Here is a 24,053-nt window from a genome sequence, read left to right on the forward strand (position 1 = left end):
AAGGCACGCGTTACTGTTTACTCTCCGTTATGGTTACCGATCAGCGTAAATATTCCGTGAAGGCCAAGGGACGGGTGTGGCGAATTTGCGAAGGCGGCCCTGTTGGTGTATGCCGCGCCGCCTGAGCCTTCCGAGGCCACTTCGCCCTCCTATTGTCCGGATCACCATGCCCCAGCCAGACCTTGTCATCTTCGATTGCGACGGCGTGCTCGTCGATTCCGAGATCATCGCCGCCCGCGTCGACGCCGAGCTTTTGACCTTGGCAGGATACGAGATATCGGCTGAGGAGATTTCGGAGAGCTATGCCGGCCTGACCTTCAAGGACATCATGCTGCGGGTCGAGGAAAAGTCCCGCATCCCCTTCCAGGCCTCTCTGATCGACAGGGAGGAACAATTGGTCGACCGCAAACTGCGCAGCGACGTCCGCGCCATCGATGGCGTGCGCGAGGCCGTTGCCGCGGTAAGCGTGCCGCGCTGCGTCTGCTCGAATTCACGCTCCGAGCGGATCGAATTCATGCTGGAAAAGGTGCATCTTCTGCCGTTTTTCACCGACCGGATTTTTTCGGCGATGGAAACACCGACCGGGAAAACGAAACCGGCGCCGGACGTGTTCCTGTTCGCGGCGGAGAAACTCAGCGCCAACCCGGCGAACACTTTCGTTATCGAGGATTCCGTGCACGGCGTTCACGGCGCAAGGACGGCGGGCATGCGGGTGATCGGCTTCACCGGAGCCGCCCACAGCTATCCCGGCCATGCCGACGCGCTCACCGAGGCCGGCGCCGAAACGGTGATCCGCCGCTGGGCAGAGTTGAAAAGCGTGATCGCGGCGCTGTCGGAGTGGTCGGACGCCTGAGGGCGATTGAATTTCGCCCTCGTGGCGGGACTTTTCTCGCCCGGTCGGTCTACCGTTCTCGTGCTTCAGAGTGGTAGGAGGCGATACTGCAATTTTGGGAGCTGGTTTTCATTTCAAAACCCTGATGGCTATGCGATGATTGCGTCATGACGATTGAGCTTGAAATCACGCCAGAGTTACAGGCCCGCATCGATGCTATCGCGGCGCGGTCCAGCCTGTCCGCGTCGGAAGTCGTTGCGGACGCGCTTGAGAACGGCCACTCCCTTGAGTGGCAGGAGCGGTTTTTAGACAAGGTGAACGCAGGAATTGAAGCGGCCGACCGTGGTGAATTTGCCAGCCGTGCCGATATCGAGCGGGTGTTGAACAAGTACCGCCCCACCTGATGCAGGTTTCATGGACGAGCGCCGCTCTCGACGACCTCGACCAGATTCAGGATTTTATCGCGCAGGACAGTCCCGTTGCGGCGTATCGGCTAACAGCCGATCTGATTGGTCGCACCGACGAACTCTTGGCGTCAAATCCCATGGTCGGACGCAAGGGACGAGCGGGCGGAACCCGCGAGCTTGTGATAGCGCGGACATCCTATATCGTTGTTTATCGGGTGCGCGGCAGTGACGTTGAAATCATCGCCGTTGTCCATGGGGCCAGAGAATGGCCGGAGAGCCTCACATAGCCCGCCCATGTCTTGTGTTCGCCGCTTAGTTCGTCGCGGCGGCTCTCTTCCTCTGCTTCTTCTTCGGCTTGTCGGCCGTTGCCTGATGCGCGGTTTCGTCATAGCCGGCAAAGGCCTGATAGTCCTGCGCCGTCGGCTCGGGCACGACAATATTGGAATCGGTGAAGACGAACTGCGTGGCGACCGAAGGATCGGTGACCTGGACCTGATACTGGTGGATCTGCGAATAGAGGACCTCGGTGCCATGCATCACAGCCGTGCGGATGGGCATGGTGATGGTGCCTGGAGAAAACTTCGGTCCGGGGACAATCTTGCCGGCGACCGCGATCTTCATCGTCAGCTGGCCGTTGGCACGGCTGCAGTCGCGTGTCACGTCGCTGACCGATGCCTGGTAGATGATGTTGGCCGATTCGTCGGGCGGAGTTGCAGCAGCGGCGTCAGCCTCGGCCTGGGCCGCGGCATCCTGCGCGGCGTCGCCGGTCTTCTTGATCCTGGGCTTGGGCTTCTGAGCTTCCTTGGAATAGGTGTTGAAGAAAGCCGTGCCGTCCCGCACCGTCACCCTGGGACAATAGGCCTGCAACTGGCTGGCCAGTATCTTGGGATCCTGGGGCGGCGGTGGCGCCGTCGGGTCCTCCTTCTTGCCTATGCCGAGGTTCAGGATGCCATTGTCGCCCGATTGGCAGCCGGCGGCGGCAAGCATAAAGCCGGTGAGCGCAAGACCCGCCAAAAAGCGACCACTGAATGTACGAAACGCCATGAAACTGCACTTCCCTCTCGCAAAGCTGGTGACGTATATCAACCGCGCGGCAAAAATGCGACTGAGCCAGCGCAGAAATTAACCACCTTGCGGTGGATGGAAAAGCCAAGCAGTAACGGAATTGTGACATGCATTATGTGAGTACCCGCGGGGAAGCCCCCGTTCTTGGATTTTCCGACGCCGTGCTGGCCGGGCTGGCGCGCGACGGCGGGCTCTACGTGCCGCGCGAGTGGCCACAGTTTTCCGCCGCCGAGATCCGCGCCATGCGCGGCCTTGCCTATCCCGAACTTGCCATCCGCGTGCTGTCGCCGTTCCTTGGCGACGAGATCCCGGCCTCCGTTTTCGAGCGGCTGGTGCGCGAAGCCTATGCCACCTTCCGCCACGAGGCCGTCTGCCCGCTGGTGCAGACCGGCCCCAACACCTTCATCCTGGAACTCTTCCACGGGCCGACGCTCGCCTTCAAGGACGTGGCGATGCAGCTTCTGGCCCGGCTGATGGACCATGTGCTTGCCGAACGCGACCAGCACGCCACCATCGTCGGCGCCACCTCGGGCGATACCGGCGGGGCGGCCATCGATGCCTTTGCCGGTCGCAGCCGGACCGACATCTTCATCCTTTTCCCGCACGGCCGCGTCTCGCCGGTGCAGCAGCGGCAGATGACGACGTCGACGGCTGCAAACGTCCATGCGCTGGCGATCGAAGGCAATTTCGACGATTGCCAGGGCCTGCTCAAGGACATGTTCAACGATCACGGATTTCGCGACCGGGTGGCGCTTTCGGGCGTCAACTCGATCAACTGGGCCCGGATCATGGCCCAGATCGTCTATTATTTCTCCTCGGCGCTGTCGCTTGGCGCGCCGGACAGGCCGGTCTCCTTCACCGTGCCGACCGGCAATTTCGGCGATATCTTCGCCGGCTACGCGGCCAAGAAGATGGGCTTGCCGATCGAGCGGCTGGTCATCGCCACCAACGACAATGACATCCTGGCGCGGACCTTCGCGACAGGGGAATATCGCACCAAGGGTGTCTTTGCGACCACGTCGCCGTCGATGGATATCCAGGTGTCGTCCAATTTCGAACGCCTGCTGTTCGAGGCCTCCGGCCGTGACGCGGCGACCGTGCGGCGCTACATGGACGGTCTGAAGCAGTCCGGCGCTTTCACCATCGAACCCCAGCAAATCGCCGGGATGCGGTCGGAATTCGACGCCGGCCGGGCTGATATGGACGAGGTCGCCGCCACCATCCGCTCGACGCTCGCGGCCAGCAACTATCTGCTCGATCCGCACACCGCGGCAGCTGTGCATGTCGCTGCGGGCAAGGCGTCAGGCGCCGTGCCGATGGTGGTGCTGGGTACCGCACACCCGGCAAAATTCCCGGCCGCCGTCGAAGCCGCCAGCGGCGTGTCGCCCGCACTGCCCGCATGGCTAGGTGGGTTGATGACATCGGAGGAAAAATACACGGTACTTCCCTCCGACCTGAAAATGGTGGAAGATTATGTCGGCCGCCGCGCGCGGGCGGCGCGTTAAGGAGTACTAGCCATATGGGTGTTGAGGTAAGCCGTCTGTCGAACGGCCTGACAGTCGCCACCGAAACCCTTCAAAGCATCGAATCGGTTGCCCTTGGTGCCTGGGTCAAGTCGGGTGCCCGCAATGAACGTGAGGACGAGCATGGCATGGCCCATCTGCTCGAGCACATGGCGTTCAAGGGCACGAAAAGGCGGAGCGCCTTCGAAATCGCCTCGGAGATCGAAGACGTCGGCGGCGAAATCAACGCCGCCACCAGCGTCGAAACCACTTCCTACTATGCCAGGGTGCTCTCCGACGACGTGCCGCTGGCCGTCGACATTCTTGCCGACATCCTGCAAGAGTCCGAATTCGACCCGCAGGAACTCGAACGCGAACAGCATGTGATCCTGCAGGAGATCGGCGCCGCGCACGACACCCCCGACGACATCGTCTTCGACCGTTTCACGGAAACCGCCTATCGCCATCAGACCATCGGCCGCTCCATTCTCGGCACACCCGAAACGGTCAAATCCTTCACCTCCAAGCAACTCCACGACTTCATCGAGCGGCAATATGGCGCCGAGCGCATGGTGATTGTCGCCGCCGGCGACATCAAGCATGACAATTTCGTGCGCGAGGTCGAAAAGCAACTCGGCGGCTTCCGCAGCAAGGCCGACAGCACCATCCCGCAATATGCGCAATATGTCGGCGGCGACTTCCGTGAGGACCGCGACCTGATGGACGCGCAGATCGTGCTGGGGTTCGAAGGCCGGGCCTATCATGTGCGCGACTTCTATGCCTCGCAGGTGCTGTCGATGATCCTCGGCGGTGGCATGTCGTCGCGCCTGTTCCAGGAGGTCCGCGAGAAGCGCGGCCTGTGTTATTCGGTCTATGCTTTCCATTGGGGCTTTTCCGACACCGGCGTCTTCGGCGTCCATGCCGCGACCGGCCAGAGCGACATCGCCGAACTGGTGCCTGTCATCATCGACGAGCTGCAGAAGGCCGGCGAGAAAATCCTGCAGGAAGAACTCGACCGGGCGCGCGCCCAATATCGCGCCGGACTGATCATGTCAGCCGAAAGCCCGGCCAGCCGCGCTTCGCAGATCGCACGGCAGCTGCTTCTGTTCGGCCGGCCGATCGCCAAGGAGGAACTGATGGAACGGCTGTCGGCGCTGACGGTCGAGCGGCTGACCGATCTATCGTCGCGTTTGTTCTCGACCAAGCCGACGCTTACCGCTGTCGGGCCTGTGGGCACACTGGCGCCATACGAGGCGATCCTCGAATCGCTCGCAGGCACGCAGACCACGGCCCGTAAGCTCGCCGTCTAAGCCCCTCGAAGCGTCGTGTTCGCGCTCCCTTTCTTCCGCCGCGACCTGCCGGCGCTGAAAGGCGACCGCGTCACGCTGCGCGTGCCGTTCACCAACGACTTCCGCGAGTGGGCGGCGGTGCGTGGCGATAGCCGCGCCTTCCTCGAACCCTGGGAGCCACGCTGGACTCCCGATGAACTCGACCGCAACGCATGGCGGCTGCGCATCAGCCGCTACCGCGAGGATTATGCGCAAGGAACCGCTATCGCCTTCTTCATCTTCGAGAGGAGCAGTGGCAAGCTGGCCGGCGGCATCACGCTCGGCAACATACGCCATGGCGTCTCGCAGAGCGGCCATGTCGGCTACTGGATCGGCGAGCGCTTCGGCGGCCGCGGCCTGATGACCGACGCGGTCAAGGTGGTGGCCCGCTTCGCCTTCGATACGCTGAGGTTGCACCGGATTGAAGCGGCCTGTATTCCCGACAACATCAGGTCGATCCGCGTGCTTGAAAAAGCCGGATTTCGGCGTGAAGGACTGCTGCGATCCTATCTCAGGATCAACGGCATCTGGCAGGACCACTACCTCTACGCCCGGATCGCGGACGATCCGCCGGGCGTTGGAACGAAGGACTGATTTTTGACGAATTTCCTGCGAAACGGGTCGCTGTTCGCCTTTGTCCTCGCGACACTCCTGACGCTGTGGGCGGCATCGTCGGCCTTTGCCGTCGAACCGATCAAGATTGCCCGGGACGACGTCGCGCTCGACCTTTCCGGCGCCGTCGAGATCTACCGCAACCAAGGCGAGAATTTCCAGGTGTCGACCGCGCCGGGTCCGGACGGTATCGTGCGGCGCATCGAGGTCGAGGCCAATGATGCCCGTTCCACCGGCGACTGGGCTGTTTTCGCGCTCGCCAACACCACCGACCAGCAACTCGACCGGCTGATCGTCGCACCGCATTTCCGCCTGGTGAATTCCGGCATCTTCTGGCCGGATCTCGGCTCGACCCGCATCGCCGCCATCACGCCCAGCGAAGGCTTCGCGCTCGATCGCCAGACCAGCCCCGACGCCGACGTTTTCCGGGTGACGCTGAACCCCGGCACGGTGATTACCTTCATCGCCGAACTGGCCTCGCCGAAGCTGCCGCAGGTCTACCTCTGGGATCCGGAATCCTACAAGGACTCGGTCAATTCCTACACGCTGTTTCGCGGCATCGTCATCGGCATCGCGGGCCTGCTGGCGCTGTTCCTGACCATCCTTTTCGTGGTCAAGGGAACCTCGATGTTCCCGGCAACCGCGGCACTTGCCTGGGCGGTTCTGGCCTATATCTGCGTCGATTTCGGCTTCCTCAACAAGATCATCGAGATATCGCCCGGCAATGAGCAGATGTGGCGAGCGGGAACGGAGGTGGCGCTGGCGGGAACCTTCGTGGTGTTCCTGTTCGCCTATCTCAACCTCAACCGATGGCACGGCCATTTCAGTTATGGCGCGCTGGTCTGGATCCTCGGACTGGTGCTGATCGCCGGCGTCGCCATCGTCGATCCGGCGGTCGCCGCCGGCATTGCCAGGCTGTCCTTCGCCGCCACCGCACTGACCGGGCTCGGCCTGATCATCTTCCTCGGCATACGCGGCTACGACCGTGCCATCATGCTGGTGCCCAGTTGGGTCATGGTGCTGTTGTGGCTATGCGGATCGTGGATGGCGATCACCGGCATGCTCGACAACGATATCGCCCAGCCGGCCCTGGGCGGCGGGCTGATCCTGATCATCCTTCTGATCGGCTTCACAGTCATGCAGCATGCTTTTGCCGGCGGCGCGCTGCATCAGGGCCTGTTCTCCGACCTCGAGCGGCAGGCGCTGGCAGTGGCCGGTTCGGGCGACACGGTATGGGATTGGGACGTGCTGCGCGACCGCGTCGTCACCAAGCCCGACGTCAGCATCCAGCTCGGACTGGCGCCGAACAGCCTTGGCGGCGCGGCCCGCAACTGGCTCCCGGTGCTGCATGCCGACGACCGCGATACGTTCCGTACGACGCTCGACGTCGTGCTCGAACACCGGCGCGGCCGGGTGTCGCAGAACTTCCGCCTGCGCGGCGCCGACGGCCATTATCACTGGTTCTCGCTACGCGCGCGCCCGGTCATCGGGTCTGACGGCGAGGTCATCCGCTGCGTCGGTACCATGGTCGACGTGACCGAGCAGAAGAAGTCCGAGGAGCGGTTGCTGCACGATGCCGTGCACGACAATCTGACCGGCCTGCCGAACCGCGAATTGTTGATGAACCGGCTGGAGGCGATCATCTCGATCGCCCGCACCGAAGAGAAGGTGCGGCCAACCGTCTTCGTCATCGACATCGACCGTTTCAAGCAGGTCAATGACGGACTAGGCATCTCGGCCGGCGACACTATCCTCTTGACCATCGCGCGCCGCCTGCATCGGCTTCTCAAGCCGAAGGATTCGCTGTCGCGCTTTGCCGGCGACCAGTTCGCGCTGATGCTGCTGTCTGAACAGGACCCGGCCCGCATCGCCGCCGTGGCGGACGCCATCAAGCATGCCATCAACAACCCCATCACCTTCGCCAAGCGCGAGATCGTGCTGACGGCGTCGATCGGATTGATCACCTGGAACTCGCCGCAGATGTCGGCCGAGGACATGGTCAAGGATGCCGAGCTTGCCATGCATCAGGCCAAGCGCTTCGGCGGCGACAGGATCGAGCCGTTCCGCCCGGCCTTCCGCACCGTCGGCACCGACAGGCTGCAGTTCGAATCCGACCTGCGCCGCGCCATCGAGCGGCGCGAATTCACGCTTGCCTATCAGCCGATCGTGCGGCTCGAAGATGGCAGCGTCGCCGGCTTCGAGGCGCTGCTGCGCTGGGACCACCCGCGCCGCGGCATGATCCCGCCGGCGGATTTCATCCCGGTCGCCGAAAGCTGTGGGCTTATCGTGCAGCTCGGCCTGTTTGCCATGCAGCAGGCGGCGGAAGACCTCGCCAGCTGGCAAAAGCAGATCGGCGACGCGCCGCTGTCGGTCTCGGTCAATTTGTCCAGCCGCCAGCTGATCCGCCGCGACCTGGTCAGCGACGTCCGCTCGGTCATCGCTCGGGCCAATCTGAAGCCGCGCTGCTTCCGGCTGGAGCTCACCGAATCGCTTGTGATGGACAATCCCGAGCAGACCGCCCATGTGCTGACCAAGCTGAAGCAGCTCGGCATCGGCCTGTCGCTGGACGATTTCGGCACCGGCTATTCCTCATTGGCCTATCTGACGCGTTTTCCCTTCGACACCATCAAGATCGACAAGAGCTTCGTTGACGACAACACGCCCAAGCGCGCGGTGCTGCTGAAATCGATGGTCAACATGGCGCATGAACTCGGCCTGTCCGTCGTCGCCGAGGGCATTTCGGACGAGAGCGACGCGCTGGAACTGCGCCAGATGGGCTGCGAATATGTCCAGAGCTTCATGTTCGGCGCACCAATGCCGGGCGACCAGGTGCTGAAGACGCTAAAGGAGCAGTATCCGCTGACGCAAGCGTGATGTGATTCAGGCGCGCGTCGCCCAGGCGCGGACCTCTGCGATTGGCCGAGACGCCTATCGCTTCGTCATCCTAGGGCGAAGCAAGGAGCGCAGCGACGCGGCGCAGACCCTAGGATCCATGCCGTGAGGTTAAAGCGTTGAAAACGGTTCAGATTTCTTCGCCGCTGCATCCTTCGACATAGGTCGCGGAATGGATCCCAGGGTCTCCGCGACGGAGCTTCGCTCCTGCTTCGCCCTAGGATGACGAAGGTGTAGGCGGCTTCGGCTAGCCGCGAATGTTGCGCATGACTGTTCGCGATTACGCGTGTCCGGCCGCCAAGCTGAGATGCGCGAGGTCGATGCCGATCGCGGCGAGGATGCGGTCGTATTTGCGCTCGATGTCGGTGTCGAACAGAAGCTCGGCATTGGCCGGGCAGGTCAGCCAGCCATTCTCGGCGATCTCGGTCTCCAATTGGCCGGCGCCCCAGCCGGAATAGCCGAGCGCCATCAGCGCGTGACGCGGCCCACGGCCGGACGATATGGCGCGCAATATGTCGACGGTCGCGGTCAGGCAGATATCGTCCGAAACGGTCAGCGACGATTCCACCCGGTAGTCGCCCGAATGCAGGACGAAGCCCCGGCTCCGGTCCACGGGTCCGCCATTGCGCACGACGAAATCGCGCGCCTGGGCCGGCAAGCGGATCGCCTCCTGTTCGTTCATGATGCCCAGTTGCACGAGCAGATCCGGAAACAGCATCTGCTGAGTCTGGTTGATGATCAGGCCCATGGCGCCTTCATCGGAGTGCGCGCAGACATAGATGACCGAGCGCGTGAAGCGGTCGTCCTTCATGCCGGGCATGGCAATCAGGAACTGGTCGTCGAGAAAGCCGCGGCTGGCGACCGTCTTCTTGTGGCGCAACAAGTCCATGAAAGGGAGCGTAACGCGTTTCCAAAGCGTCGAAAAGATGCGCCGTGCGGGAATTCGACGAAAGCCTATGCCGCCGGCTCGAGCATTCTTCTCCCTCCAGGTCACGCAAATATGATACCGGCAAGGCCATGAAATCATTGCGCGGCCACGAACGGACGATCAAATCACCGCCATGCGAAGCTTGAAAATCCTGCTGCTCGGCGCCGCCATCGGATCGGCGACCGCTCTTCCCGCCGCCGCCTCCTCATCGGCGTGGTACAACAGCGAGGGCGGCAAGGTCCGCCTGGTGACATCAGGCAAAGCCGATGACGCCGGCCGCATCCAAGGCGTTCTCGACATCGCGCTCAAGCCCGGCTGGAAGACCTACTGGCGCGATCCGGGCGACGCGGGCGTGCCGCCGCAGCTCGACATTTCAGCCAGCACCAACATCGCCGACGCCGCTCTGTCGTTTCCTGCCCCCCAGCGCCATGACGACGGCTATGGCAAATGGGCTGGCTATAACTATCCGGTTTCGCTGCCGGTGACATTCACGCTGGCGACACCGAACCAGCCGGCGGTGATCGATGCCGACATCTTTCTCGGCATCTGCGAAACGATCTGCATTCCGGTGCAGACGCGGCTGACAGTCGATCCCGCCTCCGATCCGGACAATGCCGAGGACGCGGCGCTGGTGAAGGCGAGCTTCACGGCACTGCCTGCGCCCGCGAGGTCCGATTTCGGCATCAATGTGCTGCCGGGCGACCACGAGACGCTGATTGTCGAGGCGAGCTTTCCCGGCGATCCGGCGGCGGCGGATTTCTTCGTTGCCGGCGAGCGGGACTACATGTTCGGCACCCCGGCCCGCAGCGAAAAGGACGGCAAGCTGATTTTCACCGTGCCGATCCTCGATCGCCCCTCGACGACGCCGACCGATGGCGGGCTTCACTATACGCTGACGAGTGCGGCGGGCGCGGTCGAAGGGGTTCTGCCTTTCCCTTGATCCAGCCTGTCCCAACGATTGCAGGAAGCCGTTGAGTTCGCTACGCAAAGACACGTCCTTCCCATTTTCCCAAGCGAGGAATCCATGACCATTTCCGTTGGCGACAAGCTGCCTGACGTGACCTTCAAGACGATGACCGCCGATGGCGCCAAGCCGATCACCGGGGCCGAGATTTTCTCGGGCAAGAAGGTCGTGCTGTTTGGGGTTCCCGGCGCCTTCACACCTACCTGCAGCAACAACCATTTGCCGGGTTATCTCGAGAACCACGATGCCATCCTGGCGCGCGGCGTCGACACCATCGCCGTCGTTTCGGTCAATGACGTCCATGTCATGGGCGCCTGGGCGCACTTCACCGGCGGCGAGGGCAAGATCCTGTTCCTCGCCGACGGCAGTGGCGATTTCGCCAAGGCGGTGGGCCTCGATTACATCAGCAACGATATGGGCCTGCGCTCGAGGCGCTTCTCAATGATCATCGACGACGGCAAGGTCACCGCGCTCAATGTCGAGACCAAGCCCGGTGTCGACGAGTCCGGTGCGGCTCATATTCTGGGGCAGCTCTGAACTTCAGCGACAACGTCGGGCTGGACCGCAACGGTTGCCGCCGCCCGACGATCGCCCTTGTATTCCAGGGATTGCCTTTGGGGGGACCTCGATGTTTGACATGTTCTGGCGTGCTATCGCGATCGGCATCGGCGCTACGGTGGCGATGGATCTCTGGGCCATCTTCCTGCACAAGGCGTTCGGGCAGCCACGGCCGAACTGGGGGCCGGTCGGTCGCTGGCATCTCCGCGACAAGGTCTTTCACGATGATATCGGCGGTGCAGCGCCCTACGCGCATGAAAAGGCGCTGGGCTGGGCCTTTCACTATTTTGTCGGCATCGTCTACGGCATCATCCTGGTGGTGTTGGCCGGAGCGGGCTGGCTTGCCGCGCCGACATTCCTGCCGGCCTTCATCCTCGGCATCGTCACCGTCGGCGCCGGCTGGTTCCTGCTGGCACCCGGCATGGGCGCCGGTTGGGCCGCCTCGAAGCGGCCCAACCCGATGCTGATCCGTGCGCTGAACCTGGTGTCGCATACGGTGTTCGCGCTCGGGCTTTGGGGCACAGCGCTGCTGATCCGATAAGGGTATACAACTGCGCAGGGCCAGTCGATCGGCAGCCAGCCGTAGACAACGCGATGCGCGCCGATATCGTAGTAGTTGCCGCCGCCCGCTGGCTGATCCGCTTCTTCATACCTGGAGAGCCGCGCCGCTCCGGAAATTCAATAGCTCTGGGTCGAGCGCCGCACTTTCGCGATTGCCAGTTGTTTGGCCGGCGAAGCAGGCTTTGGCGCGGCTGCAGGCTTGAACGGACCTTTCTTGAACGGTGCCATGCCTTCGCGCGCAAGCTCGTCGGCGCGCTCGTTCTCGACATGACCGTCATGGCCCTTGACCCAGTTCCAGGTGACCTTGTGGCGCTTGTTGGCCTCGTCCAGCGCCTGCCAGAGTTCACCGTTCTTCACAGGCTTCTTGTCGACGGTCTTCCAGCCGTTCTTCTTCCAACCGTGGATCCACTTGGAAATACCGTCCATCACATACTTGCTGTCGGTGTGAAGGTCGACCGTGCACGGTTCCTTCAGCGCGTTCAGCGCCGAAATGGCGGCCAACAGTTCCATGCGGTTGTTGGTCGTCTCGGCTTCGCCGCCGGAAAGCTCCTTGGTGGTGCCGTTGAAGCGCAGGATCGCGCCCCAGCCGCCGGGGCCGGGATTGCCCGAACAGGCGCCGTCCGTGAAGATCTCAACCTGTTTGCTCATGATACCCATATCAGGCCAATCCATATTCCGAAGACGATTTGATCGCCCGGTGGAACCGCATCCTTCTGATGTATTCGGTCGGATCGCGTTTCATCACCAGCCCGCCATCGGGAACGGTCAACCAGTCGTACAGCCGGGTCAGCATGAAGCGCAACGCCGAACCGCGCGCCAGCATCGGCAGCGCAGCCTTTTCCTGGTCGCTCAGGGGCCGGAGGCTCTGGTAGCCGGCGAGCAGCGCCTTGCCCTTGGTGAGATTGAAGGAAAAATCCTTCTCGAAGCACCAGGCGTTGAGACAGGTGGCGACATCGTAGGCGTAGAGGTCGTCGCAGGCGAAATAGAAATCGATCAGGCCGGACAGTTTTTCGCCGAGGAAGAAAACGTTGTCGGGGAAAAGATCGGCATGGATGATGCCTTGCGGCAGGTCTTTGGGCCAGTTGCGCTCGAAATCGGCAAAGTCGGCATCGACCTCGGCCGCCAGGCCCGGCTCGACCTCGTCTGCGCGATCGCGCGCTGCATCCCAGAGCTTGCGCCAGCCGTCGATGGCCAGTGCATTGGGGCGCGTCATCGAAAAATCGGCGCCGGCCAGATGCAATTGCGCCAGCGCCTTGCCGACCTCGGCGCAATGCGTTGCTGTGGGCCGCCGCAACGAAAGCCCTTCCAGGAAGGTGATGATGACCGCCGGCCGGCCGGCGAGCGTGCCGATGACGCTGCCGTCATGCGCGGTCACCGGCAGCGGGCAGGACACGCCCTTGTTGGCGAGATGGCCCATTAGCCCCAGGAAAAACGGCAAATCCGCCTTTTCGACGCGCTTCTCATAGAGCGTCAGGATGTAGGAGCCGCTGGAGGTGTGCAGCAGAAAGTTCGAGTTCTCGGTACCTTCGGCGATGCCCTTGTAGGACAGGAGATCGCCGACCGGATAGTTTTTCAGGAATGCCCCGAGTTCGCCTTCCGCAACGTCGGTGTAGACCGCCATGTGGCTTACGCGGCTCCATTGACGAAGGCCATGTCGGCCCGCGTCAGTTCGACATCGCGCAATACCCGCATGACCGGAAAATCCTCCGTTTCCGTGGCCGTGATGGCCAGATCGATCGTGACATCGAAGCGCTGCCGGAACGCGTCGATGATCTCGTCGACAATGATTTCGGGCGCCGACGCGCCGGCCGACAGGCCGAGCGTCGAGATGTTGCCGATGTCATTCCACGGAATCTCGGCGGCGCGCTGCACGAGAAGCGACATGGTGGCGCCTGCACGCTCCGCGACTTCGACAAGTCGTCGCGAATTGGAGGAATTCGGCGCGCCGACGATCAGATAGAGATCGGCGCCCGGCGCGGTGTCCTTGACGGCTTCCTGGCGGTTGGTGGTGGCATAGCAGATCGATTCCGCCGCCGGTGCCTGCAGCGCCGGAAAGCGATCCTGCAAGGCGCGGATGATGCCGGCGGTGTCCTCGACCGACAATGTGGTCTGGGTAACGAAGCCGAGCGCCTGCGGATCGGCGGGCGAGAGCTTTGCGGCATCGGCTTCGGTTTCGATCAGCGTCACTGCTCCGTCCGGCAGCTGGCCCATGGTGCCGATCACCTCGGGATGTCCGGCGTGACCAATCAACAGCACATGACGGCCGAGCCGCTGATGGCGCATCGCTTGCTTGTGGACCTTCGACACCAGCGGGCAGGTGGCATCGAGATAGAAGAGATTGCGCGCCTTCGCATCCGCCGGCACCGATTTCGGCACGCCATGCGCCGAGAACACGACGGGCGACTGCCGATGTTCGGCCGGTATCTCGGAGAGTTCCTCGATGAAGACGGCGCCAAGGCTTTGCAGCCCCTCGACGACGTAGCGGTTGTGCACGATCTCATGGCGGACATAGACCGGCGCGCCATATTTCTTCAGCGCCAGCACGACGATCTGGATGGCACGGTCGACACCGGCGCAGAAACCGCGCGGCTGGCAGAGCCGGATCGTCAGAGGTGGTTTGGTGGTTGTCTGAAGCATTAAATCCGGGCCGGTTGATCAAAGCCGAAATGAGGTGCGCACCCCTGCCCTGTCAAGGGCATCAGCCGCGTTCATTCGTCTTTCGCGGGACGGCGAAGCCGCAGGATGAGCACGGCTGCGAGCGCCGCGGCAAGCCCGTACCAAGTCATCGCATATTGCAGATGGCTGTTCGGGAGGTCGATGATGGTGACGCCGCCAACCGGCAAGCCGCCTGGGTTTGGCGTCTTGTCTGCGTCGATGAAGATCGGCACCAGCGCGGCGCCCGCCGGCAGACCGGCGCTCGCAGCCATCACGTCGCGGTCCTTCCAGTAGAAGATGTTCTTCGCCACGTCGTTGTCGGGCAGCATCATCGACGGCTTCGCCGGCAGCGGGTTGCGTGCCAGCCCGGTGACTGTCACTCTGCCAGTCACCTGTCCCTTGGCGCGCTTGGCGGCGTCCTTCAGATCGTAAGGCACGAAGCCGCGATTGATCAGGACGAAGCGGCCGTCGTCGAGCGCCAGCGGCGTGTAGACATTGAAGCCGGCGTCACCTTCCCAGGTTGCGTAGAAATGGCGTTCGCCTTGATGCAGGAACGTGCCGGTGACGGTAACCGGCGTATAGTCGACATCCCCGGTGGCGGCGAACTCTTTCTCGACCGCAACCAACGGCAAGGGCGCCGAATGGGTACGCTGGTCGATGGTCTGCAGAAGGCCTTCCTTCCAATACAGGCGCTGCACTTGCCAGGTGCCGAGCACCAGCAGGATCAGGAACAGCATAAGGCCAAGGCCGAGCAGCAATGCCGATCGCGGTCGCGAACGACCGTCAGTTTTAACGGAAGCCTCGCTCATTCGCCGCGATCCAGCCGGCCCTCGGCCGCTTTGTTGCGGTATTGCAGCGTCAGCAGCACGCCCTTGATCAGCCGCAGCGCCGTCAAGCACAGCACGACAGCCAGCGGAATCCAGACCAGCAGATGCAGCCAGAGCGGCGGGCTGAGCGTGACTTCTACCCAGAGCGCCAGGCCGACGATGATAAAGCCGATGATCAGGATCACGAACACCGCCGGCCCGTCGCCGGCATCAGCGTAGGAATAATCGAGGCCGCAATTGACGCATCGCTTGCCGACGGTGAGGAAGCCGGAGAACAACCGCCCCTCGCCGCAACGCGGGCAGCGGCCATGCAGGCCGGCCGAGATCGGATCGATCGGCGGCCAGATCGCCCTGTCTTCACTCATGGGAGCGTCGTCGCTCATGCTTACCGCTCGATCTCGATCGGTGTGCCATCGGCCACCATCGCCCAGATTTCGTCCATATCGGAGTCCGTAACCGCAATGCAGCCGTCGGTCCAGTCGACCAATTGAAGCAGCCAGCCCCACCAGCCATAACCATTCGGTTGGCCGTGGATCATGATCATGCCGCCCGCGTCGACATTGCGCGCCCTGGCGGCCGCCAGATCGTCGGTGTTGGGGTAGGAAATATGGATCGACCTGTGCGCGATGCTGTTCGGGTTCCGCCAGTCGAGGACATAGTTCCCCTCGGGCGTGCGTTGATCGCCCTCCTGGTGCTTATGCCCCACAGGATCGCCGCCGAGTGCGATGCCGTAGCTGCGCAGGATCTTGCCGTCGCCGATGAGTTCCAGCCGGCGTTCGGCTTTGTGGACACGCACCAGATCCACCTTCTCGCCGGCAAAGGCCGGGAGTGCCGCGATCATCAATGCGCAAATGGCCCGGAAAATTGTCAGCCGCATCGGCTATCGATCAGCGATCATTGCGCCAAAAAGAAGAAGGCGGCCACGTTGCCGCGGCGGCCTTCTCGAAACGAAAACTCCTCAGGCCAGGATCAGTGGCCCTCGATCACCGCGCCAACCGATCCCCAGACGTAGATCGAGGCGAACAGGAAAAGCCAGACCACGTCGACGAAGTGCCAGTACCAGGCGGCCGCCTCGAAGCCGAAATGCTGCTTGGGGGTGAAATCACCCTTCATCGCCCGGATCAGGCAGACCAACAGGAAGATGGTGCCGATGATGACGTGGAAACCGTGGAAGCCGGTCGCCATGAAGAAGGTGGCGCCATAGATGGAATCCTTGAAGGCGAACGGAGCATGCATGTACTCGTAGGCCTGCACCATGGTGAACAGCATGCCGAGGCCAACAGTCAGCACCAGGCCGTTGATCAGGCCTTTGCGATCGCCATGGATGAGCGAATGGTGCGCCCAGGTCACCGTGGTGCCGGACAGCAGCAGGATGACGGTGTTGTAGAGCGGCAAATGGAAAGGATCGAGAACTTCCATGCCCTTCGGCGGCCAGACACCGCCGGTAAACGCGGTGCGGGCATATTGCTGGGCTTCGCTCGGAAACAGGCTGGCATCGAAATAGGCCCAGAACCAGGCAACGAAGAACATCACCTCAGAGGCGATGAACATGATCATGCCGTAGCGCAGATGCAGCGACACGACACGCGTGTGATGGCCCTCATGCGCTTCCTTAATGGTGTCCGACCACCAGGCGAACATGGTGTAGAGGATGATCACGAGGCCGATGAAGAACAGCCATGGATTGGCGATGTTGAAGCCGAAGATCGGGAACGAGCCGCCCTTCAGGTACTCCATCAGGCAGACGCCGCCAAAGGCGGTGACAAGTGCGCCTACCGATCCCAGGAAAGGCCACGGGCTCGGGTCGACGAGATGATAGTCATGCTGTGGTTTTGCGTGCGCGTCTGCCATATCAACCCCCGAGATTTGCTTCGGTATTCGAAATTGTCTTGCTGTTGCCCTCGGCCGGCTCCGAGGAGGCGACCGGCTTGGTCTTCTCGACCGGGAACATCGTGTAGGACAGAGTGATCGTCTTCACGTCCTTGAGCTCCGGCACATTGACGATGTCGGGGTCCACGTAGAACAGCACCGGCATGTCCAGCGTCTCCCCGGGCTTCAGCGTCGTGTCGGTGAAGCAGAAGCACTCGACCTTGTTGAAATAGGGACCTGCCAGTTCAGGCTGCACGTTGAAGGTAGCGCGGCCGGTCACGGGACGATCGAACTTGTTGGTCGCCTGATAGTGCGCCTGCACGGTCTCGCCGATCTTCATCGTCATCGAGCGCTGGACCGGCTGGAACTCCCACGGCACGCCAGCGATGTTGGCATCGAAGCGGACAGTGATCTCGCGGTCGAGCACGCGGCCGGCATACTGCTTCTCGGCACGTTGCGTCGTGCCGCCATAGCCGGTGGCCTGGCAAAACATTTTGTAAAGCGGCACCGCGGCATAGGCCATGCCGATCATGCCGGTGAAAAAGGCGAGGCAGACAGCCGCGACGATGACGTTGCCGTTCTTGCCAGCCGTTTTTTTTGAGGTCTCGACGCTCATCACATCGTGCCCAGATTGTGGCCGAACTTCACGATCGTCGCGATGTAGAAAATGACCACCAGCAGCGCCAGCGCCACACCGATGGCGATAGAACGGCTGCGCTGCGCCTTCTTCTGACGCTCGGTCAACGTGACGGTCTCGAGCTTTTCCTCGATCATGGTCATGCTCCACCCATGGCAAGCGCGCGTTCGACAACGCTGTCGGCCAGATAGGCAGCGAAGATGGCGAAGAGGTAAAGCAGCGAATAGGCGAACAGGGCCTTGGCCGGTTTCATGACGCCGTCATCGTCGGCCATGCCAAGCACTTTCCACGCGTACCAGACAAAACCGACTCCCAGAAGCAGGGCGGCCACGCCATAGAACGGCGTGGTGTAGCCAAGCAGCCACGGCAGCACGCCGACCGGGGCCAGCACCAGCGCATAGGCGAAGATCTGGCGGCGGGTCGAAGCGTGGCCGGCGACGTTGGGCATCATCGGAATGCCGGCCTTGGCATAGTCCTCGGACTTGAACAGCGCCAGCGCCCAGAAATGCGGCGGCGTCCACAGGAAGATGATCAGGAACAGGACAATGCTTTCGAGGCTGACTGTCCCGGTCACCGCGGCCCAGCCGATCACAGGCGGAATGGCGCCGGCGGCGCCGCCGATGACGATGTTCTGCGGCGTCCAGCGCTTCAGCCACATCGTGTAGACGACGGCGTAGAAAAAGATGGTGAAGGCAAGCAGCGTCGCCGCCAGCCAGTTGACCAGTACGCCGAGCGTCATCACCGACAGCACCGACAGCACCAGCCCGAAGGTCAGCGCTTCGTGCGGCTGGATGCGACCGGCCGGGACCGGGCGGGTGGCGGTCCTGGTCATCACGGCATCGATGTCGGCATCGTACCACATATTGAGCGCGCCGGAGGCACCAGCACCTATTGCAATAGCCAGGATGGCGATCACCGCCAGCAGAGGGTTGATGGTCACGGGTGCGGCGACAAGGCCGACAAAGGCGGTGAACACCACCAGCGACATGACGCGCGGCTTCAGCAGCGCGAAGAAATCGCCCGCCGTCGCTTCCGACATGCGAAAGCCCGCTTCGTCAATCAATGGGTCGTCGACAAGGGCCATGCGTACTTAAGTCCATCATCCGTTGGCCAAAACCGCCGGCGGACCGGCGGTTTCGTATTCGAGCGGGCAGCCGCCTTACTTGATTTTCGGCAGCTGTTCCCACTGGTGGAAGGGCGGCGGCGAAGGCAGCTGCCATTCGAGCGTCGTTGCGCCCTCGCCCCATGGGTTGGCGCCGGCGATCCGCTTCTTCTGGAAGGCCTCGAACACGCCATAGAGGAAGATCAGGACGCCGATGGCCGAGATATACGAGCCGATGGACGACACATAATTCCAGCCGGCAAACGCATCGGGGTAGTCGATGGTGCGGCGCGGCATGCCGGCGAGACCGAGGAAGTGCTGCGGGAAGAAGATCAGGTTCACGCCGACGAAGGTGACCCAGAAGTGGGTGTTGGCGATGACGGGCGAATACATGTAGCCGGTCATCTTCGGGAACCAGTAGTACCAGCCGGCGAAGATGGCGAACACCGCGCCCAGTGACAGCACGTAGTGGAAGTGGGCAATGACGAAATAGGTGTCATGCAGCGAGCGGTCGAGGCCGGCATTGGCCAGCTGGACGCCGGTGACGCCGCCGATGGTGAACAGGAAGATGAAGCCCAGCGCCCACAGCATCGGCGTCTTGAACGAAATCGACCCGCCCCACATCGTCGCGATCCAGGAGAAAATCTTCACGCCTGTCGGCACCGCGATGACCATGGTGGCGAAGACGAAATAGCGCTGCGTGTCGAGCGACAGGCCGGTCGTGTACATGTGGTGCGCCCACACGATGAAGCCGACGGCGCCGATCGCCACCATGGCATAGGCCATGCCGAGATAGCCGAACACCGGCTTCCTCGAGAAGGTCGAGATGACGTGACTGATGATGCCGAAGCCCGGCAGGATCAGGATGTACACTTCAGGGTGACCGAAGAACCAGAACAGGTGCTGGAAGAGGATCGGGTCGCCGCCGCCGTCGGGCGCAAAGAAGGTGGTGCCGAAATTGCGATCGGTGAGCAACATGGTGATGCCGCCGGCCAGAACCGGCAACGACAGCAGGAGCAGGAAGGCGGTGATCAGCACCGACCAGGCAAACAGCGGCATCTTGTGCAGCGTCATGCCAGGCGCGCGCATGTTGAAGATGGTGGTGATGAAGTTGATGGCGCCGAGGATCGACGACGCACCGGCAATGTGGATCGACAGGATCGCCAGATCCATGGCCGGCCCGGGCTGGCCCGAGGTCGAAAGCGGCGGATAGAGCGTCCAGCCGCCACCGACGCCAAAGGCGCCCGGCGCGCTCGGCACGAACATCGAGGTGAGCAGCAGGATGAAGGCCGGCGGCAGCAGCCAGAAGGAGATGTTGTTCATGCGCGGGAACGCCATGTCGGGCGCACCGATCATGATCGGAACCATCCAGTTGGCAAAACCGCCGATCAGCGCCGGCATGACCATGAAGAAGATCATGATCAGGGCGTGCGCGGTGGCGAAGGCATTGTACATGCTCTTGCCGCCGTCGATCGCGGCGTCACCGTTCATGCCATAGACCATCTGCGCCAGGCCGCTGAAGATCTGGATGCCAGGCTCCTGCAGCTCCATGCGGATGGCGACCGACAAGGCACCGCCGATGATGCCGGCCATGATCGCGAAGATCAGGTAGAGCGTGCCGATGTCCTTGTGATTGGTCGAATAAACCCAGCGGACCCAGCCGTGATAAGGCTTGTGGTCGTGCCCGTCGTGAGCTGCAGCGTCTGCCATGTTCCGCTCCGTTCCCTAAATCTTGCTAACCCGCGGCATCAGTTGCCGGCGGCCGCTACCTTGTTCTGGCCGTCGACCTCGGCCATCAGCGTCTTGTTGGCGCCGGGCAGATCGGTCTTGGCTGCCGCCAGCCAGGTCTTGAACTGCGCGTCGGAGACGACGCGAATGGCGATCGGCATGAAGGCATGGTCCTTGCCGCAGAGCTGCGAGCACTGGCCGTAAAAAATACCTTCCTTCTCCGCCTTGAACCAGGTCTCGTTGGTGCGGCCCGGAATGGCGTCGATTTTGATGCCGAACGACGGCATGGCAAAGGAATGGATCACGTCGGTCGCAGTGACGAGCACGCGGGTCATGGTGTTGACCGGCACCACCAGTTCGTTGTCGACGGCTAGCAGGCGCGGATAGACCTTGCGGTCCTCCTTGCCGGCGCCGGCCCGATCACCGTCCTGGAGGATTGCGGAGTTGAAGGAGAGCGTGTTTTCGGTCTGGTACTCGTAGTCCCAGTTCCACTGGTTGCCGGTCGCCTTGACGGTCAGCTTTGCTTCTTCCGGCGGCGTATATTGCGCGGTCAGCAACTGGAACGAGGGAATTGCCAGGCAAAGCAGGATCACGACCGGACCGACAGTCCAGATCACCTCGATCAGCGTGTTGTGGCTGGTCTTGGACGGAACCGGGTTCGCGCTCGCGCGGAATCTGACGATGCAGTAGGCGAGCAGAAGCAGCACCAGGATGGTGATCGGGACGATGAACCACATTGTGTAGTTTCCGAACCACTCGATCTGCCGCATCATGTCGGTCGCCGGCGCCTGGAAGGTTGTCTCCCAGTTCTTGGGCTGGTCGGCATGGGCGGATGCGCCGGCGAAAAACGTGATAGCGGCACAAGCACTTAGAAACTTGGCACTTGCTGGAACCTTGGCGTTTGCCAGGAAATTTCTCATCGCCCTCATCGTCTCCCAGTTCCTCGCTGCGGTACTCACGAGAATAACGAACAATGCCGGGACGGGAATCCCGACAGTTTCAAGCTGGTTCAAACCATACTCTTTTTCCCTCCGCAAGAAAGGAGCGGACGAAACCGTGCGGCATTTTTGCGCGCAAGCCCGGATGTGCCTTTGGCGGCAGCCGCGGCAGCACCGAATCGCCTACAGTGAGCCCGCAGCAGCATTCCCGCGGGCCGCACGTGCCGAACGTCGCAATTCGGGCGAAATTGGCAGGGAAAAGCGCCCTATTGGCTTTTTCGGGGCAGACCTGGTGCGGTCTCGTCCTTTACTTGGCTTTGGCGCGGCTTAAAGTGCCGTGATTCGCAATGGAGCCGTCATGAATTACTGGCTTTCGAGAAACTCTCGGTTTTCGAGAAACTGGGCGAAGGTCATCTTTCTCGCCGCCCTGTCTGGCATCGGCTTGTCCGCGATCGTGTCCGGCACGGCCAACGCCGCGCAGCCGAGCGGCACCGTGCGCTCGACGCATGGCGCATGGTCGATCATCTGCGACACACCGGCCGGCGCCACCTCGGAACAATGCGTGATGATGCAGAACGTCGTCGCCGAGGACCGTCCCGAGATGGGATTGTCGGTCGTGGTGCTGCGCACCGCTGACAACAAGGCGGAGATCCTGCGCGTGCTGGCGCCGCTCGGCGTGCTTTTGCCCAACGGGCTCGGCCTCAATGTCGACGGCAAGGATATCGGCCGCGCCTATTTCGTGCGCTGCTTCCAGGACGGCTGCTATGCCGAGGTCATTCTCGAAAAGCCGCTTCTCGACACGCTGAAGACCGGCACGTCGGCCACCTTCATCGTCTTCCAGACCCCGGAAGAAGGCATCGGCATCCCGGTCGACCTCAAGGGTTTTGCCGACGGCTTCGCCGCGCTCCCCTGACAGCCCGGCGACATCACCGACTTCATCAACCAGAAGTGACATCGGCGGGCTGCTGGCAAACCGCTTTTGTCTTCACAATGCGGCAGAACGATTGTCTCGGCGCACCTTCGCGCCTACATCGTGGCAAAGACCCATTCCTCCTGTGAACGGACGCGCCATGAACAGCCTGATCGGCCAATTCGACATTTCAGACGATCGCATCAAGCAGATCGTCGCTGAGACCATCAACGGCGCCGATGACGGCGAGCTGTTCCTCGAATATAGCGAGAGCGAAGCGCTGATGTTCGACAACGGCCGGCTGAAGACCGCCAACTTCAACACCGACCAGGGTTTTGGCCTGCGTGCGGTTGCCGGCGAAGCCAGCGGCTATGCCCATTCCAGCGACCTCTCCGAAGCTTCGCTGCTGCGCGCGGCCGATGCCGTTTCAACCGTCAAGGGCGGTTATTCCGGGACGCTTGCCGCCGCACCCGCCCGCACCAACCGCCATCTCTATGGCGAAGAGAACCCGATCCCCTCGCCTTCCTTCGAGGCCAAGGCAAAGCTCTTGCAGGAAATCGATGCCTGGCTGCGCGCCGAGGATCCGCGCGTGCGGCAGGTTTCGGCATCGCTCGCCGCATCCTGGCAGCATGTCGAGATCGTGCGCGCTGATGGCCAAATGGTGCGCGACATCCGCCCGCTGGTCCGCATCAACGTCTCCGTCGTGGTCGGCGATGGTGACCGCCAGGAGAGCGGCTCCTACGGCATGGGTGGCCGCAAGGCGTTTGGCGAATTCCTGGTCGAGGACAGCTGGAAGCACGCCGCCAAGGAGGCGCTCAGGCAAGCTCTGGTCAATCTCGAGGCCATACCGGCCCCGGCCGGCACTTTCGACATCGTCTTGTCCAGCGGCTGGCCGGGCGTCATGCTGCACGAGGCCGTCGGCCATGGGCTGGAAGGCGATTTCAACCGCAAGAAGACCTCGGCCTTCGCCGGCCTGCTAGGCCAGCAGGTCGCCGCCAAGGGGGTGACCGTCGTCGACGACGGCACGATGCCCGAGCGGCGCGGCTCGCTGACCGTCGACGACGAAGGCACGCCTTCGGCCCGCAATGTGCTGATCGAAGACGGCAAGCTGGTCGGCTACATGCAGGATCGCCAGAACGCCCGGCTGATGGGCATGAAGGCAACCGGCAACGGCCGTCGCGAAGGCTACGCCCACCAGCCGATGCCGCGCATGACCAACACCTACATGACATCAGGCGACATGGAGCCGGACGAAATCATCGCCTCGGTCAAGAACGGCATTTATGCTGTCTCCTTCGGTGGCGGCCAGGTCGACATCACCTCTGGCAAATTCGTGTTCGGCTGCACCGAGGCCTACATGATCGAGAACGGCAAGGTGACGCAGCCGATCAAGGGCGCGATGCTGATAGGCAACGGCCCGGACGCCATGCACCGCGTGTCGATGATCGGCAACGACATGAAGCTCGACACCGGCATCGGCATGTGCGGCAAGGCCGGACAGGGCGTGCCCGTCGGCGTCGGCCAGCCGCATCTGCGCATGAATCAGATGACGGTCGGCGGCACGCGGGTCTGATGCGATGGCCACTGGAGAAAAATCCGTTGCCTCCAGTCAACCGCCGATCAGCTCACACGGCCTGCTCCGGTCTTTCCCCCAACGCGACCCGAGGATGTGTTCGGGTCGCTGCCCAACAGAGGCAAGTCGAAAACATTGAGAGAAATAGAAACGGGCGTGCTCGCG

General features: G+C 62.4%; 26 protein-coding genes. 12 read left to right on the forward strand and 14 right to left on the reverse strand.

The annotated features are described in order from the left end of the window. The first annotated feature begins 166 nt into the window (after positions 1-166). The 3 genes from NKH97_RS01260 (at position 167) to NKH97_RS01270 (ending at position 1,526) form a co-directional block, all read left to right on the forward strand. On the forward strand, positions 167-853 hold the full coding sequence (locus tag NKH97_RS01260) for an HAD family hydrolase (protein ID WP_023808586.1): 687 nt from the start codon (positions 167-169) through the stop codon (positions 851-853). Between the two features lie 146 nt (positions 854-999). Beyond that, positions 1,000-1,236, forward strand: coding sequence for a transcriptional regulator (locus tag NKH97_RS01265; RefSeq protein WP_023808587.1), 237 nt, complete (start codon positions 1,000-1,002; stop codon positions 1,234-1,236). Then, positions 1,236-1,526, forward strand: a complete 291-nt coding sequence (locus NKH97_RS01270; protein ID WP_023808588.1) for a type II toxin-antitoxin system RelE/ParE family toxin — start codon at positions 1,236-1,238, stop codon at positions 1,524-1,526. The genes NKH97_RS01265 and NKH97_RS01270 overlap by 1 nt, the downstream gene beginning before the upstream one ends. 25 nt (positions 1,527-1,551) lie before the next feature. Here the strand turns inward: NKH97_RS01270 and NKH97_RS01275 are convergent, their stop codons facing one another. Then, complete coding sequence (locus NKH97_RS01275) at positions 1,552-2,283, reverse strand: hypothetical protein (RefSeq protein WP_023808589.1); 732 nt, start codon at positions 2,281-2,283, stop codon at positions 1,552-1,554. 128 nt (positions 2,284-2,411) lie between these two features. Between NKH97_RS01275 and thrC the strand changes: the two genes are divergently transcribed. From thrC to NKH97_RS01295, 4 genes are read left to right on the forward strand one after another with little or no spacing between them, the layout of a single operon-like run. Beyond that, the gene (gene thrC / locus NKH97_RS01280; protein ID WP_023808590.1) at positions 2,412-3,809 is read left to right on the forward strand and encodes a threonine synthase; all 1,398 of its coding nucleotides are present in this window, start codon (positions 2,412-2,414) and stop codon (positions 3,807-3,809) included. A 14-nt stretch (positions 3,810-3,823) separates the two neighbouring features. After that, the gene (locus NKH97_RS01285; RefSeq protein WP_127290840.1) at positions 3,824-5,116 is read left to right on the forward strand and encodes a M16 family metallopeptidase; all 1,293 of its coding nucleotides are present in this window, start codon (positions 3,824-3,826) and stop codon (positions 5,114-5,116) included. Between the two features lie 15 nt (positions 5,117-5,131). Then, a complete protein-coding gene (locus tag NKH97_RS01290; RefSeq protein WP_352442778.1) occupies positions 5,132-5,728 on the forward strand; it encodes a GNAT family N-acetyltransferase in 597 nt (198 codons plus the stop codon). A gap of 3 nt (positions 5,729-5,731) precedes the next feature. Next, entirely contained in the window at positions 5,732-8,620 is a 2,889-nt protein-coding gene (locus NKH97_RS01295) for an EAL domain-containing protein (protein ID WP_352795246.1), read from the forward strand. A 298-nt stretch (positions 8,621-8,918) separates the two neighbouring features. On the opposite strand, the gene NKH97_RS01300 is transcribed toward NKH97_RS01295, so the two are convergent. Beyond that, positions 8,919-9,527, reverse strand: coding sequence for a YqgE/AlgH family protein (locus NKH97_RS01300; RefSeq protein ID WP_292185166.1), 609 nt, complete (start codon positions 9,525-9,527; stop codon positions 8,919-8,921). A gap of 172 nt (positions 9,528-9,699) precedes the next feature. Between NKH97_RS01300 and NKH97_RS01305 the strand changes: the two genes are divergently transcribed. The 3 genes from NKH97_RS01305 (at position 9,700) to NKH97_RS01315 (ending at position 11,629) form a co-directional block, all read left to right on the forward strand. Beyond that, positions 9,700-10,506: a protein-disulfide reductase DsbD domain-containing protein gene (locus NKH97_RS01305; RefSeq protein WP_027164141.1), complete on the forward strand. Its 807-nt coding sequence runs from the start codon at positions 9,700-9,702 to the stop codon at positions 10,504-10,506. Positions 10,507-10,590: 84 nt separating this feature from the next. Next, complete coding sequence (locus NKH97_RS01310) at positions 10,591-11,067, forward strand: peroxiredoxin (protein WP_023808596.1); 477 nt, start codon at positions 10,591-10,593, stop codon at positions 11,065-11,067. 91 nt (positions 11,068-11,158) lie between these two features. Beyond that, the gene (locus tag NKH97_RS01315) at positions 11,159-11,629 is read left to right on the forward strand and encodes a DUF2938 domain-containing protein (protein ID WP_352795247.1); all 471 of its coding nucleotides are present in this window, start codon (positions 11,159-11,161) and stop codon (positions 11,627-11,629) included. Positions 11,630-11,766: 137 nt separating this feature from the next. On the opposite strand, the gene rnhA is transcribed toward NKH97_RS01315, so the two are convergent. The 12 genes from rnhA to coxB all read right to left on the reverse strand — a co-directional run bounded on the left by rnhA (position 11,767) and on the right by coxB (position 21,387). Then, complete coding sequence (rnhA, locus tag NKH97_RS01320) at positions 11,767-12,297, reverse strand: ribonuclease HI (RefSeq protein WP_352795248.1); 531 nt, start codon at positions 12,295-12,297, stop codon at positions 11,767-11,769. Positions 12,298-12,307: 10 nt separating this feature from the next. After that, positions 12,308-13,270 carry a homoserine kinase gene (locus NKH97_RS01325; RefSeq protein WP_352628644.1) on the reverse strand — a complete coding sequence of 321 codons (963 nt, stop codon included), beginning with the start codon at positions 13,268-13,270 and terminating at the stop codon, positions 12,308-12,310. 5 nt (positions 13,271-13,275) lie between these two features. After that, entirely contained in the window at positions 13,276-14,286 is a 1,011-nt protein-coding gene (gene ispH / locus NKH97_RS01330) for a 4-hydroxy-3-methylbut-2-enyl diphosphate reductase (protein WP_023808604.1), read from the reverse strand. Between the two features lie 71 nt (positions 14,287-14,357). Continuing rightward, the gene (locus NKH97_RS01335; RefSeq protein WP_023808605.1) at positions 14,358-15,113 is read right to left on the reverse strand and encodes an SURF1 family protein; all 756 of its coding nucleotides are present in this window, start codon (positions 15,111-15,113) and stop codon (positions 14,358-14,360) included. Then, complete coding sequence (locus NKH97_RS01340; RefSeq protein ID WP_023808606.1) at positions 15,110-15,496, reverse strand: DUF983 domain-containing protein; 387 nt, start codon at positions 15,494-15,496, stop codon at positions 15,110-15,112. Before NKH97_RS01340 ends, NKH97_RS01335 begins: the two co-directional genes overlap by 4 nt. A gap of 20 nt (positions 15,497-15,516) precedes the next feature. Beyond that, positions 15,517-16,008 (reverse strand): L,D-transpeptidase family protein, encoded by a 492-nt coding sequence (locus NKH97_RS01345; RefSeq protein ID WP_127320373.1) that lies wholly within the window; start codon positions 16,006-16,008, stop codon positions 15,517-15,519. A 92-nt stretch (positions 16,009-16,100) separates the two neighbouring features. Next, the gene (locus tag NKH97_RS01350; RefSeq protein ID WP_023808608.1) at positions 16,101-16,982 is read right to left on the reverse strand and encodes a cytochrome c oxidase subunit 3; all 882 of its coding nucleotides are present in this window, start codon (positions 16,980-16,982) and stop codon (positions 16,101-16,103) included. Position 16,983: 1 nt separating this feature from the next. After that, entirely contained in the window at positions 16,984-17,616 is a 633-nt protein-coding gene (locus NKH97_RS01355; RefSeq protein WP_023808609.1) for a cytochrome c oxidase assembly protein, read from the reverse strand. Next, entirely contained in the window at positions 17,616-17,780 is a 165-nt protein-coding gene (locus tag NKH97_RS01360) for a cytochrome c oxidase system small membrane protein (protein ID WP_024503613.1), read from the reverse strand. The genes NKH97_RS01355 and NKH97_RS01360 overlap by 1 nt, the downstream gene beginning before the upstream one ends. Beyond that, positions 17,777-18,721, reverse strand: coding sequence for a heme o synthase (locus tag NKH97_RS01365; protein WP_023808610.1), 945 nt, complete (start codon positions 18,719-18,721; stop codon positions 17,777-17,779). The genes NKH97_RS01360 and NKH97_RS01365 overlap by 4 nt, the downstream gene beginning before the upstream one ends. A 75-nt stretch (positions 18,722-18,796) precedes the next feature. Beyond that, positions 18,797-20,449: a cytochrome c oxidase subunit I gene (ctaD, locus tag NKH97_RS01370; RefSeq protein ID WP_023808611.1), complete on the reverse strand. Its 1,653-nt coding sequence runs from the start codon at positions 20,447-20,449 to the stop codon at positions 18,797-18,799. A gap of 38 nt (positions 20,450-20,487) precedes the next feature. Continuing rightward, complete coding sequence (gene coxB / locus NKH97_RS01375; RefSeq protein WP_127257085.1) at positions 20,488-21,387, reverse strand: cytochrome c oxidase subunit II; 900 nt, start codon at positions 21,385-21,387, stop codon at positions 20,488-20,490. Between the two features lie 376 nt (positions 21,388-21,763). On the opposite strand from coxB, the gene NKH97_RS01380 reads away from it, so the two are divergent. Further along, a complete protein-coding gene (locus tag NKH97_RS01380; RefSeq protein ID WP_023808613.1) occupies positions 21,764-22,318 on the forward strand; it encodes an invasion associated locus B family protein in 555 nt (184 codons plus the stop codon). A gap of 157 nt (positions 22,319-22,475) precedes the next feature. Then, on the forward strand, positions 22,476-23,888 hold the full coding sequence (gene tldD, locus NKH97_RS01385; RefSeq protein WP_127811002.1) for a metalloprotease TldD: 1,413 nt from the start codon (positions 22,476-22,478) through the stop codon (positions 23,886-23,888). Positions 23,889-24,053: the final 165 nt, after the last annotated feature.

The sequence above is a fragment of the Mesorhizobium sp. M0870 genome (assembly GCF_040319775.1).
In the GTDB taxonomy this organism is placed as follows: domain Bacteria; phylum Pseudomonadota; class Alphaproteobacteria; order Rhizobiales; family Rhizobiaceae; genus Mesorhizobium.

Excerpts from the sequence above, each read along its gene's own strand:
- NKH97_RS01265 (WP_023808587.1), top strand. The coding sequence starts at position 1,000 with ATGACGATTGAGCTTGAAATCACGCCAGAGTTACAGGCCCGCATCGAT.
- NKH97_RS01275 (WP_023808589.1), bottom strand. The coding sequence starts at position 2,283 with ATGGCGTTTCGTACATTCAGTGGTCGCTTTTTGGCGGGTCTTGCGCTC.
- NKH97_RS01380 (WP_023808613.1), top strand. The coding sequence starts at position 21,764 with ATGAATTACTGGCTTTCGAGAAACTCTCGGTTTTCGAGAAACTGGGCG.
- coxB (WP_127257085.1), bottom strand. The coding sequence starts at position 21,387 with ATGAGAAATTTCCTGGCAAACGCCAAGGTTCCAGCAAGTGCCAAGTTT.
- thrC (WP_023808590.1), top strand. The coding sequence starts at position 2,412 with ATGCATTATGTGAGTACCCGCGGGGAAGCCCCCGTTCTTGGATTTTCC.
- NKH97_RS01355 (WP_023808609.1), bottom strand. The coding sequence starts at position 17,616 with ATGAGCGTCGAGACCTCAAAAAAAACGGCTGGCAAGAACGGCAACGTC.
- rnhA (WP_352795248.1), bottom strand. The coding sequence starts at position 12,297 with ATGAGCAAACAGGTTGAGATCTTCACGGACGGCGCCTGTTCGGGCAAT.
- NKH97_RS01300 (WP_292185166.1), bottom strand. The coding sequence starts at position 9,527 with ATGGACTTGTTGCGCCACAAGAAGACGGTCGCCAGCCGCGGCTTTCTC.
- NKH97_RS01315 (WP_352795247.1), top strand. The coding sequence starts at position 11,159 with ATGTTTGACATGTTCTGGCGTGCTATCGCGATCGGCATCGGCGCTACG.
- NKH97_RS01285 (WP_127290840.1), top strand. The coding sequence starts at position 3,824 with ATGGGTGTTGAGGTAAGCCGTCTGTCGAACGGCCTGACAGTCGCCACC.
- NKH97_RS01305 (WP_027164141.1), top strand. The coding sequence starts at position 9,700 with ATGCGAAGCTTGAAAATCCTGCTGCTCGGCGCCGCCATCGGATCGGCG.
- NKH97_RS01350 (WP_023808608.1), bottom strand. The coding sequence starts at position 16,982 with ATGGCAGACGCGCACGCAAAACCACAGCATGACTATCATCTCGTCGAC.
- ispH (WP_023808604.1), bottom strand. The coding sequence starts at position 14,286 with ATGCTTCAGACAACCACCAAACCACCTCTGACGATCCGGCTCTGCCAG.
- NKH97_RS01260 (WP_023808586.1), top strand. The coding sequence starts at position 167 with ATGCCCCAGCCAGACCTTGTCATCTTCGATTGCGACGGCGTGCTCGTC.
- NKH97_RS01310 (WP_023808596.1), top strand. The coding sequence starts at position 10,591 with ATGACCATTTCCGTTGGCGACAAGCTGCCTGACGTGACCTTCAAGACG.
- tldD (WP_127811002.1), top strand. The coding sequence starts at position 22,476 with ATGAACAGCCTGATCGGCCAATTCGACATTTCAGACGATCGCATCAAG.
- NKH97_RS01340 (WP_023808606.1), bottom strand. The coding sequence starts at position 15,496 with ATGAGTGAAGACAGGGCGATCTGGCCGCCGATCGATCCGATCTCGGCC.
- NKH97_RS01325 (WP_352628644.1), bottom strand. The coding sequence starts at position 13,270 with ATGGCGGTCTACACCGACGTTGCGGAAGGCGAACTCGGGGCATTCCTG.
- NKH97_RS01270 (WP_023808588.1), top strand. The coding sequence starts at position 1,236 with ATGCAGGTTTCATGGACGAGCGCCGCTCTCGACGACCTCGACCAGATT.
- ctaD (WP_023808611.1), bottom strand. The coding sequence starts at position 20,449 with ATGGCAGACGCTGCAGCTCACGACGGGCACGACCACAAGCCTTATCAC.
- NKH97_RS01345 (WP_127320373.1), bottom strand. The coding sequence starts at position 16,008 with ATGCGGCTGACAATTTTCCGGGCCATTTGCGCATTGATGATCGCGGCA.
- NKH97_RS01365 (WP_023808610.1), bottom strand. The coding sequence starts at position 18,721 with ATGGCCCTTGTCGACGACCCATTGATTGACGAAGCGGGCTTTCGCATG.
- NKH97_RS01335 (WP_023808605.1), bottom strand. The coding sequence starts at position 15,113 with ATGAGCGAGGCTTCCGTTAAAACTGACGGTCGTTCGCGACCGCGATCG.
- NKH97_RS01360 (WP_024503613.1), bottom strand. The coding sequence starts at position 17,780 with ATGACCATGATCGAGGAAAAGCTCGAGACCGTCACGTTGACCGAGCGT.